Genomic DNA, 13,420 nt, shown 5'->3' with positions numbered 1-13,420 from the left:
AGGCTGCGATCTTTTGATCTTCTGTATCGCCTACAGAAAATCTTTATAGGCAAACAACGCCGGTGCCCCGCCGGTGTGCAGGAAGATAATCGGACCGTTGTCGAAACGCTGACGCCCGATCCCGTCCAGCAAGCCCGCCATGGCCTTGCCAGTGTAGACCGGGTCCAGCAGCAAGCCTTCCTGGCTCGCCAGCAGCTTCACCGCCGCCAGTGTCCCGGCATTCGGCTCGCCATAACGCGGGGCGAAATATTCATCCCACAACTCGACCTTGAAAGCCTCCGGCAGATTCACGCCCAGCAACTCGGCCGTGCGTTCGGCGAGGCCTTGAACCTTTGGCCGCTGATCTTCATCGCTGCGTGAAACCGTCACGCCGATCACTGGCAGATCCGGCAGCGCTTCACTCAAGGCCAGTGCCAGGCCGCTGTGGGTGCCGGCACTGCCCGAGGCCAGGACCACGGCGGCGAACTTCAGGCCGGTGTCCTTGATCTGCTCGGCCAGTTCCAGCCCGGCGCGCACGTAGCCCAGGGCACCCAGTGCATTGGAACCACCGATCGGCACCAGGTACGGCTTCTTGCCGTTGCTGCGCAGTCGGTTGGCCAGGGCTTGCAGTTGCTCGTCGGCGTTGTCGAGGTTTTCCACCAATTCGACCTTGGCATCGAACAGGTCGAGCAGCAGGCGGTTGCCGTTGCCGGTGTAATTGCTGTCGCCAGTGCCGAGAGGATTTTCCAGGAGGGCTACGCAGCCCAGCCCCAACTTTGCGGCAATGGCGGCTGTCTGGCGCACGTGGTTCGATTGCAGCGCGCCCGCCGTGATCAAGGTGTCGGCACCCTGGGCCAAGGCATCGGCGGCCAGGTATTCGAGTTTGCGCAGCTTGTTGCCGCCCATCGCCAGCGGCGTCAGGTCATCGCGCTTGACGTACAGGTCGCGGCCCAGCCAGGTTGACAGGCGTTCGAGTTTTTCCAGGGCGGTGGGCTGACCGAGCAGGTCGAGGCGGTTAAAGCGGGCGAGCTGTTGTTTGATCATGAGTCCGTACTGGCGGTTGAAGATCTCAGGACTATAGGCACGCCAAAAAGTTGGGGCAACCGCCAATCGCTTATAGCCAATCGAACTGAGCACAGCACTATTGGTTCTTAATTTGCCTCGCGGCCCTTGCCGTAAAGTAATCGCGGTCAGTGCGGCCAGACAGTCCGGCCGCCCGTGAGGAGTTTTTACCGTGAGTGAGCGTTCCAGCCATTGGCAATTGCAGACCATCGTCAGCCAGCTGCGCACGGCACGTGAACAGTGGCGTGCACAAAACGGCCGGGCCACCGGCGAGCAGGGCGGTCGCGAATTGCCGTCCCGCGCAGCCATGGCGGACATTCTCGAAGCCCTGTGCGGTGCGTTGTTCCCGATGCGCCTGGGGCCGGTTGACCTGCGCGAAGAGAGCGAAGACTTTTACGTCGGCCACACCCTGGATGTGGCGTTGAATGCTCTGCTGGCCCAGGCGCGACTCGAATTGCGCTACGCCGCGCGCCACAGTGCCCAGGCCGAGACTGAAGTCGAAGCCAAAACCATCCAGATCATTCAGGATTTCGCCCTCGCTTTGCCTGGGTTGCGCAGCCTGCTGGACACTGACGTATTGGCCGCCTATCACGGTGACCCGGCGGCGCGCAGTGTCGATGAAGTGTTGTTGTGCTATCCGGGGATTCTGGCGGTGATTCACCATCGTCTGGCCCACCATTTGTATCGCGCCGGGTTGCCGCTGCTGGCGCGGATCAGCGCGGAAATCGCTCACTCGGCCACCGGCATCGACATTCACCCTGGCGCGCAGATCGGCCGCAGTTTCTTCATCGACCACGGGACGGGTGTGGTGATTGGCGAGACGGCAATCATCGGCGAGCGTGTACGGATTTATCAGGCGGTGACCTTGGGCGCCAAGCGCTTCCCGGCGGACGAAGACGGTCAGTTGCAGAAAGGCCAGCCTCGGCATCCGATTGTCGAGGATGACGTGGTGATTTATGCCGGGGCGACGATTCTGGGGCGGATCACCATCGGCCAGGGCTCGACCATTGGCGGCAACGTCTGGCTGACCCGCAGCGTGCCGGCGGGCAGCAACCTGACCCAGGCGAATTTGCAGTTGGATGATGGGGCGCAGAAGTAGTCTCCTGAATCTTCGCTGACTGTTCTGGCCTCTTCGCGGGCAAGCCCGCTCCCACAGGGTTTCCTGGCGTTCACAGCTTTTGTGTTCAACCCGGATCCACTGTGGGAGCGAGCTTGCTCGCGATTGGATTTCAAGCCGAATCGAGTTGTTGGTCTTCAGCAAATTTCCTCCCTTGAGCTAGCGTACAACCAGTACCGCCGAGCCCTGCGATTAGTCCTTAGCCCCCTATCCATGTTTAACTTGAACGTTCATTCAAGTTAAACCGGCGGTTCGCTGCCCGCTCACAACAGGAGGCTTGCCTTTGCTGAGTCCGATTTCTACAGCCACGTTTTACCCCTTCGAGGTGCACCGAACATGAGTGCATCGTCCATCCCTCCAAGCGGTCTGATCCGCATGAATCCGCCGGTGTTCTGGTTCTCGGCGAGTTTCATCCTGTTGTTTGGTGTCGTTGTCATCGCCATGCCCGAACAGGCCGGTGCCTGGTTGCTGGCGGCGCAAAACTGGGCGGCCAACACGGTCGGCTGGTACTACATGCTGGCGATGACCCTGTATCTGGTCTTCGTGGTGGTCACCGCCTTGTCCGGCTACGGCAAGATCAAGCTCGGTGCCGACCACGACGAACCCGAATTCAGTTATTTGTCCTGGGCCGGCATGCTGTTCGCCGCCGGGATCAGCATCACCCTGTTTTTCTTCTGCGTGTCCGAGCCGCTGACCCACATGCTGCAACCGCCCCAGGGCGAGGCCGGTACGGCGGATGCGGCGCGCCAGGCGATGCAGATTCTGTTTCTGCACTGGGGCCTGCATGGCTGGGGCGTGTTCGCCTTTGTCGGTATGGCGCTGGCCTACTTTGCCTACCGGCATAACCTGCCACTGGCCCTGCGCTCAGCGCTGTATCCGCTGATCGGCAAGCGCATCAATGGCCCCATCGGCTACGCAGTGGATGGCTTCGGCATCATCGCCACGGTGTTCGGCCTCGGTGCCGATATGGGCTTCGGCGTGTTGCACCTCAACTCGGGCCTGGACTATCTGTTCGGCATCGCCCACACCCAATGGATTCAGGTCGGCCTGATCACCTTGATGATGGGCGCTGCGATCATCGTTGCGGTATCCGGTGTCGACAAGGGCGTGCGGGTGATGTCCGACATCAACATGCTGCTGGCCTGCGCGCTGTTGCTCTTCGTGTTGTTCGCCGGCCCCACGCAGCACTTGCTCAACACCCTGATCCAGAACCTCGGCGATTACCTCGGCGCCTTGCCGATGAAGAGTTTCGACCTCTACGCCTACGACAAACCCAGCGACTGGCTGGGCGGCTGGACAGTGTTCTACTGGGCCTGGTGGATTGCATGGTCGCCGTTCGTGGGCCTGTTCATCGCACGGATTTCCCGTGGCCGGACCATCCGCGAATTCGTCTTCGGCGTGTTGTTGATTCCCCTCGGCTTCACCCTGGCGTGGATGTCGATCTTCGGTAACAGCGCCATCGATCAAGTGCTCAACCACGGCATGAGCGCGCTCGGCATGTCGGCCATCGACAATCCATCGATGACGCTCTACCTGCTGCTGGAAACCTACCCGTGGAGCAAAACCGTCATCGCGGTCACGGTGTTCATCAGCTTTGTGTTCTTCGTCACCTCCGCCGACTCCGGCACCGTGGTGTTGTCGACGCTGTCCGCCAAGGGTGGCAACCCCGATGAAGACGGGCCGAAATGGCTGCGAGTGTTCTGGGGCGCGATGACCGCATTGGTCACCAGTGCGCTGCTGTTTTCCGGCAGCATCGATGCGTTGAAGTCGGCGGTGGTCCTGACCTCGCTGCCGTTCTCGCTGATCTTGCTGTTGATGATGTGGGGTCTGCACAAGGCGTTTTATCTGGAATCGCAGAAGCAGATTGCACAGATGCATTCCCTGGCGCCGGTGTCCGAGTCACGCCGGGGCGGCTGGCGTCAGCGTTTGAGTCAGGCGGTGCACTTCCCTTCACGGGATGAGGTCTACCGCTTCCTCGACACGACGGTGCGTCCGGCGATTGAAGAAGTGTCTGCCGTGTTCATCGAAAAGGGTTTGCACGTAGCGACACACCCGGACCCGGCCAACGATAGCGTCAGCCTGGAAATCGGCCACGGCGACCAGCATCCGTTCGTTTATCAGGTGCAGATGCGCGGCTACTTCACGCCGTCGTTTGCCCGAGGCGGCATGGGTTCCAAGCAACTCAACAATCGCCGCTACTACCGGGCCGAGGTGCATTTGAGCGAGGGCAGTCAGGACTACGATCTGGTCGGCTACACCAAGGAACAGATCATCAACGACATCCTCGACCAGTACGAACGGCACATGCAGTTCCTGCATCTGGTGCGTTGATCAAGGCCTTCACGTCTCGGCGGTCAACACCATGAACAACACCAGCGCCGCCACCGGGACACCGAATACGGCGCTACCAACCACCAGTTCGGTGCTCAATGGCTGGCCGGCATGCACCATGCCGACTGCGCCATTGATCAGCGTCAGCGCCAGCCACAGCAGGATAAAACCGTAGGCCAGGGTCTGGCGGGTGAAGCCGATTTTCTCGCCGATGTAGAGCATCAGCGCCAGGAGGATCAGGCCGAAGGTGATGATGATGGTGGTGTGCATGGTGGGCTCTGCCTTCAGATGTGTGCTGCCATCGAGGCCGCTATCGCGAGCAGGCTCGCTCCTACAAGGATCACGGCGAGCTCTGTGGGAGCGAGCCTGCTCGCGATAGGGTCACTGCGGTATTTGTCTGAGCATAGTTAAACCAACCCACCATTGACCCGCAAAACCTGCCCGTTGACCCACGCCGAATCCGGTCCGGCGAGGAAGGACACGACTCGGGCAATGTCTTCTGGCTGACCCAGGCGCTCCAGCGGCGCCATCTTCGCGAAATTCTGAATCTGCTCCTCACTCTTGCCGTGCAAAAACAGCTCAGTCGCCACCGGGCCGGGAGCCACCGCATTGACGGTGATGTTGCGCCCGCGCATCTCTTTGGCGAATACCTGGGTCAGGGATTCCACTGCCGCTTTGCTGGCGATGTACACCGCGTAGCCCGGCAGGTTCATGCCGACGATGCTGCTGGAGAAGTTGATGATCCGGCCGCCGCTGTTCAGGCGGGTCGCCGCTTCACGCAGGGTATTGAAGGTACCGCGAGCGTGGATGTTGAAGTTCTGCTCGAACAGTTCGTCGCTGTGTTGCGCCAACGGCAGGACCTTGAGGATGCCGGCGTTGTTCACCAAAACATCGACCTTGCCGAACTGGGTTTCAACCTCGTCGAACATCCGGCGCACCTCGTCGGCATTGGCCACATCGGCCTTGATCGCTATGGCCTGGTGGCCGGCCTGACGCAGCTCCACCACCCGTTTCGAGGCTTCGGTGGCGCTGCTGGCGAAGTTGATGGCAACGGCGAAACCTTCGCTGGCCAGTTGTTTGGCGATGACCGCGCCGATGCCGCGGGAGGCGCCGGTAACGATGGCGACTTTCGGAGTTTGATGAGCCATGTTGATGTTCCTGTTGATGGGGTGTGAAGCCAATTTCACATGTTTACTCAGGCCGATAAATGCACCAGAGTTGCCTTGACTGTTCAATAATCGCCAACAATCGAGCGCCTGGAGTGAGCTGTGGACCAAGTCAAAGCGATGAAGGTTTTTGTGCGGATCTACGAGCGCAGCAGCTTCACGCAGGCAGCCGATGACCTGAACCTGCCACGCGCGACACTGACCCACACCTTGAATCAGTTCGAGGCCTGGCTGGGTACGCGTTTGTTGGAACGCAGCACGCGTAAAGTGCGTCCGACGCTGGATGGCGAGGCGTACTACCTGCGTTGCGTGCAACTGCTGGCAGAGCTGGAAGAAGCGGAATTGGCGTTTCGCGGTGTGGCCCCGAAGGGGCGGCTGCGGGTGGACTTGCACGGGACATTGGCCAAGCACTTCGTGATCCCGGCGTTGCCGCAATTCATGGCGCGTTATCCCGACATAGAACTGTCCATCAGCGAGGCTGACCGCCAGGTCGACCTGATCACCGAAGGTATCGATTGCGTGTTGCGCGCAGGAACATTGGGCGACTCCACGCTGATCGGCAAACGTGTCGCCAACCTGCGTCAGATCACCTGCGCCAGCCCCGCCTATTTACGTATATACGGCGAACCGAAAAGCCTCGCCGACCTGAGTCGGCACCGTGCGGTGAACTACGTTTCGCGTACGACGGCCAAGTTGTTCCCGTTTGAATTCATGGTGGACGGTGAACTCAAGGAAGTGGCCATAGACGGTGCAGTCTCGGTGTTCGGCGCAGAAATCTACGCCGCCTCAGCGATTGCCGGGCTGGGCCTGATCCAGTGCCCGCACTACCGAATGGAAACGCAGATCTCCCAAGGCCTGGTGCAGGAAGTCCTCGTCGACACCCCTCCGCCATCAATGCCGGTATCGGTGTTGTACCCGCACAACCGACACATGTCGCCCAGGGTCCGGGTGTTTGTGGACTGGTTGGGAGAGGTGTTTGCGGGGGCACAGTAGCTTGTTGGCGGGGAAATACGTGAAACGTTTCAGTCATTAGTCGAATCAGGGGTTTTCTGGTGTTTGTCCGGGCGTATGCTGGGCGACTGGCAAAGCAGTCGATACCAGATTCAAGACCGACAAGAGAGGATTCGATGACCTACACCGCTGCCGAAAACCGCTACGACTCCATCCCCTACCGCCGCGTGGGCCGCAGCGGGCTGGTGCTGCCGGCGCTGTCGTTGGGCCTGTGGCACAACTTCGGCGACAGCACGCCGATCGATACCCAGCGCGCGTTGTTGCGCACGGCATTCGACCTGGGCATCAACCACTTCGACCTGGCCAACAACTACGGCCCGCCGTATGGCAGCGCCGAGATCAACTTCGGCCGTTTACTGCGTGAAGACTTCAAGCAGTACCGCGACGAGCTGATCATTTCCAGCAAGGCCGGTTGGGACATGTGGCCCGGCCCTTACGGTCAGGGCGGCGGTTCGCGCAAGTACGTGCTGGCCAGCCTCGACCAGAGCCTGCAACGCCTGGGCGTGGACTACGTCGATATCTTTTACTCCCACCGTTTTGACCCGGACACTCCACTGGAAGAAACCGCCAGCGCACTCGCCACGGCGGTGCAGCAGGGCAAGGCGCTATACATCGGCATCTCGTCCTATTCCGGGGTGAAAACCCGCGAAATGGCGGCGTTGCTCAAAGAGTGGAAAGTGCCGCTGCTGATTCACCAGCCGGCCTACAACCTGCTCAATCGCTGGGTGGAAAAAGATCTGTTGGACACCACCGAGGAGCTCGGCACCGGCGTGATTGCCTTCACCCCGCTGGCCCAGGGCCTGCTGACCGACAAATACCTCAATGGCGTGCCGACGGATGCACGGGTCAATCGTCCGGGCGGTGGTTCGTTGCAGGCGTCGCACTTGTCCGAGGCCAACATTGCCCAGGTGCGGGCACTCAACGAAATCGCCAGGCGTCGTGGCCAGAGCCTGGCGCAATTGGCCCTGGCCTGGACCCTGCGCGATCCTCGGGTCACTTCGGCCTTGATCGGCGCGAGCCGGCCGGAGCAGATCATCGAGAACGTCGGGGCGTTGAAGAACCTGAGCTTCAGTGCGCAAGAACTGGCGGAGATTGACCGGTTTGCCCAGGAGGGCGGAATCAATCTTTGGGAGAAGCCTTCGACGGCTGAGTAAGTAGTTGGCGTCGGATTATTCGGCGCCTTTCAGATCGCCATCGCGAGCAAGCTCGCTCCCACATTGGATCTGCGTCAAGCACATACCCTGTGGGAGCGAGCTTGCTCGCGATGGGGCCAGCCCTGACAGTAAAGATTTCAGGGGTCAGCGAAAGAAAGGCACATCCCCCAACACCGTCGCCCGCTGCATCACCCGCCGCGCCGGTCGGTAATCGTCCACCGCGTAATGCTGGGTCACGCGGTTGTCCCAGAACGCAATGTCGTCCTGCTGCCAGCGCCAGCGAATAGTGAACTCAGGCCGCGTTGAATGGGCGAACAGGAATTTCAGAATCGCCTCGCTCTCGGTTTCCGACAACTCGTTGATCTTCGAGGTGAAGCCTTCGTTGACGAACAGCGAGCGGCGCCCGCTGACCGGGTGCGTGCGGATCACCGGGTGCGACAGCGGCGGATTCTTGCGCCGTGCTTCTTCCCACTGGGCCAGTGCCTCAGGCGTGTTGCCATAGCGCTCCAGCGGAAACGAACGGGTGAAGTCATGGGTGGCGGTCAGACCTTCGAGCAAGGTTTTCAGCGACTCCGACAAGGCTTCATACGCCGCAATCCCGCTGGCCCATAACGTGTCGCCACCAAACTCCGGCAGCAGCTTGGCGCTGAGCACCGCGCCCATGGCCGGGGTCGACAGGAAGGTCACGTCGGTGTGCCAGATCGCGTTATCGCGCACGTCGGTGACGGCGGTGTCGAGGATCAGCACTTCGGGTTGCTCCGGCACATTCGGGTAGATCGGGTGAATGTGCAGGTCGCCGAAATTCGCGGCGAATCGCGCCTGTTGCTGTGGCGTGATCGGCTGGTTGCGGAAGAACAGCACCTGATGCTTGAGCAGGGCCTGTTCGATGGCATCGCGCTGTTCAAGGTTCAGCGGCTGGCTGATGTCGATGCCACTGATCTGTGCGCCGAGGGCGGAGCTTAGGGGGGCGATGGTCAGATGGCTCATGGTGGTTCTCTTCAAATTCGGGCTGTTGACCACTGTGGGAGCGAGCTTGCTCGCGATAGCGATTTGTCAGTTACAGCCGTGGTGTCTGACACTATGCAATCGCGAGCAAGCTCGCTCCCACAGGGTTTTGCATAGAACAATTATTCAGTGGGCCTGGCCATGCCACGGCACCAACTTGCGTTGCAGGGCACGCAGGCCCAACTCCATCGCAAAGGCGATCAGTGCGATCACCAAAATCCCCAGTACCACCACATCGGTGACCAGAAACTGTGCGGCCGATTGCACCATGAAACCCAGGCCGCTGGTGGCGGCGATCAGTTCGGCGGCGACCAGTGTCGACCAACCCACGCCGAGGCCAATGCGCACACCGGTCAGAATGTCCGGTAAGGCACTCGGCAAAATGACGTGGCGAATCAACTGCACGCGCGTTGCGCCCAGCGACTGCGCGGCACGCAATTTGGCCGGGTCGACGGTGCGCACGCCGGTGGCGGTGGCGATGGCAATCGGGGCGAAGATCGCCAGGTAGATCAGCAGCACTTTCGATAATTCACCGATGCCGCACCAGATCACGATCAGTGGCAGATAAGCCAACGGCGGAATCGGCCGGTAGAACTCGATCAGCGGGTCGAGCACGCCACGGGCGATACGGTTGGCGCCGATGGCGATTCCCACCGGCACGGCGGTGAGAATCGCAAAGCCCAGGCCCAGGCCGATACGGCTCAGGCTCGCGCCCAGGTGCTGCCACAGGGTTGAATCCATGTAACCCGAGGTCGCCAGCAGCCAGCCTTTTTGCAGCACGGCGGAGGGCGGCGGCAGGAACAGCGGCTCGATCAAGCCGGTCGCCGTTACGGCCCACCAAATGGCAACGAGAACGACCAGTGTCAGCACACTGATCCAGCGAGTGCTCAAACGGCGACTTGCCGGAATCACGGCTGAGCCTGGCGCTATCGCTGCGACGGGAATTTCGTAACTGCTCATGCGCGCTCCTGCCGCTGGGCGGCGCTGCGTTGGGAGAACACTTTGGCGAGTACGTGTTCGCGGGTTTCGATAAAGCGTGGGTCGGACTTGATCGAGCGAGCCGACTCACCGGCGGCATAACGCTGACCGAAATCGAGGCTCAGGCGCTCGACGATTTGCCCAGGGTTGGGCGCCAACAGAATCAGGTCGGTGGCGAGGAACACGGCTTCTTCGATGTCGTGGGTAATCAGGAACACCGGTTTGGCGGTGCGTTGCCAGATTTGCAGCAGCAACTCCTGCATTTGCTCGCGAGTGAAGGCGTCGAGGGCGCCGAAAGGTTCGTCCATCAGCAACACGCGCGGGTCGGCGGCGAGGGCGCGGGCCAGGCCGACACGCTGCTTCTGGCCGCCCGAAAGCTGCCAGATGCGGCGCTGTTCAAAACCGGACAGATCGACCAGGGCGAGCATTTCCCTGGCGCGAGATTCGCCTTTGTCCCGGGCGATACCGGCCAGCTGAAGGCCGAACCCGACGTTGGCCAATACGTCTTGCCACGGCAGCAGCGCGTCGTCCTGGAACACCACGCCGCGCTCGGCACTCGGGCCTTTGACGGGCACGCCATCGAGGGTGATGCGCCCGGCGCTGGGTTCGACGAAACCGGCAATCAGGTTCAACAGCGAAGTTTTGCCACTGCCGGACGGGCCGAGGGCGACCAGCAATTGCCGGGGCCCCAGGCTCAGGGAGATATCCGCCAACACCGGTTCCGGGTTGCCGGGGTACTGTGCGCTGATGCGCTCCAGCTGTAGCAAGGCCATCGCGTTGACTCCCGATCAGTGGGTGATGAACTTGGCGCTGACGTACGGCGCGTAGTCCGGCAGTACGGCCTCGACCTTGCCTTGTTCCTTGAGGAACGCCGCGGTGTCGGTGATGGCTTTGGTGGTCGGCGCGCCGAGAGTGAGCACCTGGTCAACCGCCAGCGGGTAGACGTTGCCTTGCAGCAGCAATGGAATGTCGCTGGCCTTGGCGCCAGACAGTTTTACAAGCTTGTCGACGTTGCCCTGGTTGGCGAGCCAGGCTTGCGGGTCTTTGCGGTAATCGGCGTAGGCGTCCAGGGTCACTTTGGCGAACGCGGTGACGATTTCCGGGTGCTTCTCGGCGAAATCCTTGCGCACGATCCAGGCGTCGAAGGTCGGTGCGCCGAACTTGGCCAGCTCGCCGGAGGTGATCAGTACCTTGCCGTTTTCCTTGGCGACACCGAGGGCCGGGTCCCACACGTACGTGGCGTCGATGTCACCGCGTTTCCACGCAGCGATAATTGCTGGCGGGGCGAGGTTGAGTACGGTGACTTTCGACGGGTCGATGTTCCAGTGCTTGAGCGCAGCGAGCAGGCTGTAGTGGCCGGTGGATACAAACGGCACGGCGATCTTCTTGCCGATCAGGTCTTGCGGGGTCTTGATCCCGGAACCGTCGCGGGCGACCAAGGCTTCGGCGGCGCCGATCTGGGTGGCGATGAGGAAAGTTTCCACTGGCACTTTGCGGGTGATGGCGGCGGTCAGGGGGCTGGAGCCGAGGTAGCCGATCTGTACGTCGCCGGAGGCGATGGCAGCGATGATGTCGGCACCGTTGTCGAATTTGCGCCAGCTGATATCGGCCTTGGTGGCCTTTTCGTAAGCGCCGTCAGCCTGGGCGACTTTCGCCGGGTCAACGGTGGTCTGGTAGGCGACGGTGAAGTCGGTCGCCTGGGCAAAAAAACTCGCTGTCGCCAAGGAAGCGGCCGCCAGCAAGCGTAGAGGGAAAGTCAGTTTCATCAGAAAGCTCCTTGTCAGGCGACCGAATGTCGGCGTGATAAAGAGACTAAATGATCTAATAATTCGAAAATAAATAACTTTTTCGAATTAGCTTATGAGGGGAAAACTTTAGACAGGAGTTACCGCGTACCGCTTTTTGTGGCGAGGGAGCTTGCTCCCGCTCGGCTGCGTAGCAGCCGCAAAAATGGGAGTCCTACGGCCTCCAGCGGGAGCAAGCTCCCTCGCCACAATAGTCTGCGGTTAGTTACTGATCGCCAGAATGCTCGCCTGGTACGCCCCGACAAACACATCGAAATCGCCGACTTCGTTCTGCTCCAGTTCAGCCTGCTGAGCCAGCGACGAACGCGCCCGCTCTTCAAATTTCGCCTGCTCCTCAGCCGGTAACGGCTCGCTGCGGAAGAACTCGGCATGGGCCTGGCTCTGGCGTAGGGAGAACTGGGCGAAGCTTTCCTTGTGTTCGGCCATCGCTGCCAATACCTGGGCCGACGGCGTCAGGGACGGGTCCTGAACCTTGGACATCTGGGCGTCCAGGGCCTTGCTGTGGGCACCGCCACCATGGCTCTGGTCGAGCATCGCCGCAAGCGGAGCGATTTTTTCCAGCAGCTCGCCGGCCCATTCCTTCAGGTCAACCGGCTGGCCATCCCGTTGCAGTTGCAGGCCCGGACGGCGACCTTCCTTGACCACGCTGAGGAAGTTCGAGGTCGCGTTGCCGCAACTGGTGTTGGTCAGCAGCGGGCTGTCATTGAGCGCGCAGTACAGCAGGAACGCATCGAGGAAGCGCGACTCGGTAAGGTCGATGCCCATTGGCAGGAACGGGTTGATGTCCAGGCAGCGTACTTCGACGTACTGGATGCCACGGGCCATCAGTGCCTGGATCGGGCGCTCGCCGGTGTAGGTCACGCGTTTCGGGCGGATGTTGGAGTAGTACTCGTTTTCGATCTGCAGGATGTTGGTGTTGAGCTGTACCCACTCGCCATCCTGGTGGGTGCCGACTTCGACGTACGGCGCATACGGCGTGGCCACCGCTTTGCGCAGGCTGTCGGTGTAGCTGTTCAGATCGTTGTAGCACGGCGTCAGGCCGGCCTGGGCGTTGCTCTGGTAACCCAGGTCGCTCATGCGCAGGCTGGTGGCGTACGGCAGGTACAAAGTCTGTGGGTCCAGTTGTTCCAGCTGATGCGAACGACCGCGCAGGAAGCCGGCGTCCAGTGCCGGTGAAGCACCGAACAGGTACATCAGCAGCCAGCTGTAGCGGCGGAAGTTGCGGATCAGCGCGATGTAGGACGACGACTGGAAATCGCGGTCGGTGCCGACAAAGCCTTCGGCCTGTTTGAGCAACGGCCAGAGTTTTTCCGGCAGGGAAAAGTTGTAGTGGATGCCGGCAATGCATTGCATGGTCTTGCCGTAACGCAGGGCCAGACCCTTGCGGTAGACATACTTGAGCTGCCCGATATTGGACGTGCCGTAATAGGCGATCGGGATGTCTTCCTCGGCCGGCAACGGGCACGGCATCGATGGGCTCCACAGGTACTCGTTGCCGAGCTTGCTGTAGGCAAAGCGGTGAATGCTGTCCAGGCTCGCCAGCGTATCGGCAGGATCGGGCAGGGCCGGGGTGATGAACTCCAGCAGCGACTCGGAATAGTCGGTGGTGATCTGTTCATTGGTCAGCGCGGAACCCAATTCTTCCGGGTGCGGCGTTTGCGCCAGGCGACCTTCGCCGTTCACGCGCAGGCATTCACGTTCGATGCCGTGAAGGCACTGTTCGAGCAGAGAGAGGTTAGCGCGCTCGCCGAGCAGAGCCAGGCGGCGGTTGAGAAGTTCGCTCAAGTTGGATTCCTTCACGCGTCAGTCGCC

At 61.1% G+C, this 13,420-nt stretch carries 12 protein-coding genes; 4 read left to right on the top strand and 8 right to left on the bottom strand.

Annotated features, from left to right (window positions below):
• Nucleotides 1–30: 30 nt before the first annotated feature.
• Nucleotides 31–1,023 (bottom strand): D-cysteine desulfhydrase, encoded by a 993-nt coding sequence (locus WHX55_RS01075; RefSeq protein ID WP_150755942.1) that lies wholly within the window; start codon nt 1,021–1,023, stop codon nt 31–33.
• 190 nt (nt 1,024–1,213) lie between these two features.
• Here WHX55_RS01075 and epsC point away from each other — a divergent pair, with 190 nt between their 5' ends.
• Together epsC and betT are read left to right on the top strand one after the other, a co-directional pair.
• A complete protein-coding gene (gene epsC, locus WHX55_RS01070) occupies nt 1,214–2,140 on the top strand; it encodes a serine O-acetyltransferase EpsC (protein WP_150673687.1) in 927 nt (308 codons plus the stop codon).
• 393 nt (nt 2,141–2,533) lie between these two features.
• Nucleotides 2,534–4,489, top strand: a complete 1,956-nt coding sequence (gene betT / locus WHX55_RS01065) for a choline transporter BetT (protein WP_353743018.1) — start codon at nt 2,534–2,536, stop codon at nt 4,487–4,489.
• A gap of 9 nt (nt 4,490–4,498) precedes the next feature.
• Here betT and WHX55_RS01060 read toward each other — a convergent pair whose 3' ends face one another.
• The gene (locus WHX55_RS01060; RefSeq protein ID WP_150755941.1) at nt 4,499–4,759 is read right to left on the bottom strand and encodes a hypothetical protein; all 261 of its coding nucleotides are present in this window, start codon (nt 4,757–4,759) and stop codon (nt 4,499–4,501) included.
• A 137-nt stretch (nt 4,760–4,896) separates the two neighbouring features.
• Entirely contained in the window at nt 4,897–5,637 is a 741-nt protein-coding gene (locus WHX55_RS01055) for an SDR family oxidoreductase (protein WP_353741855.1), read from the bottom strand.
• Nucleotides 5,638–5,757: 120 nt separating this feature from the next.
• Here WHX55_RS01055 and WHX55_RS01050 point away from each other — a divergent pair, with 120 nt between their 5' ends.
• Both WHX55_RS01050 and mgrA read left to right on the top strand, forming a co-directional pair.
• Nucleotides 5,758–6,648, top strand: a complete 891-nt coding sequence (locus WHX55_RS01050; RefSeq protein WP_353741854.1) for a LysR family transcriptional regulator — start codon at nt 5,758–5,760, stop codon at nt 6,646–6,648.
• 134 nt (nt 6,649–6,782) lie between these two features.
• Nucleotides 6,783–7,820, top strand: a complete 1,038-nt coding sequence (gene mgrA, locus WHX55_RS01045; protein ID WP_150755938.1) for an L-glyceraldehyde 3-phosphate reductase — start codon at nt 6,783–6,785, stop codon at nt 7,818–7,820.
• A gap of 144 nt (nt 7,821–7,964) precedes the next feature.
• Here mgrA and tauD read toward each other — a convergent pair whose 3' ends face one another.
• The 5 genes from tauD to gshA form a co-directional block, all read right to left on the bottom strand.
• On the bottom strand, nt 7,965–8,807 hold the full coding sequence (gene tauD, locus WHX55_RS01040) for a taurine dioxygenase (RefSeq protein WP_353741853.1): 843 nt from the start codon (nt 8,805–8,807) through the stop codon (nt 7,965–7,967).
• Nucleotides 8,808–8,951: 144 nt separating this feature from the next.
• Nucleotides 8,952–9,785, bottom strand: coding sequence for a taurine ABC transporter permease TauC (gene tauC, locus WHX55_RS01035; protein ID WP_150755936.1), 834 nt, complete (start codon nt 9,783–9,785; stop codon nt 8,952–8,954).
• Nucleotides 9,782–10,576 (bottom strand): taurine ABC transporter ATP-binding subunit, encoded by a 795-nt coding sequence (gene tauB / locus WHX55_RS01030; RefSeq protein ID WP_150755935.1) that lies wholly within the window; start codon nt 10,574–10,576, stop codon nt 9,782–9,784. The genes tauC and tauB overlap by 4 nt, the downstream gene beginning before the upstream one ends.
• A gap of 15 nt (nt 10,577–10,591) precedes the next feature.
• Nucleotides 10,592–11,569 (bottom strand): taurine ABC transporter substrate-binding protein, encoded by a 978-nt coding sequence (gene tauA, locus WHX55_RS01025; RefSeq protein ID WP_353741852.1) that lies wholly within the window; start codon nt 11,567–11,569, stop codon nt 10,592–10,594.
• Nucleotides 11,570–11,809: 240 nt separating this feature from the next.
• On the bottom strand, nt 11,810–13,393 hold the full coding sequence (gene gshA / locus WHX55_RS01020; RefSeq protein ID WP_353741851.1) for a glutamate--cysteine ligase: 1,584 nt from the start codon (nt 13,391–13,393) through the stop codon (nt 11,810–11,812).
• Between the last annotated feature and the right edge of the window lie 27 nt (nt 13,394–13,420).

Source organism: Pseudomonas fluorescens (assembly GCF_040448305.1).
In the GTDB taxonomy this organism is placed as follows: domain Bacteria; phylum Pseudomonadota; class Gammaproteobacteria; order Pseudomonadales; family Pseudomonadaceae; genus Aquipseudomonas; species Aquipseudomonas fluorescens_BH.
This window is presented reverse-complemented; position numbering and strand designations above follow the sequence as displayed.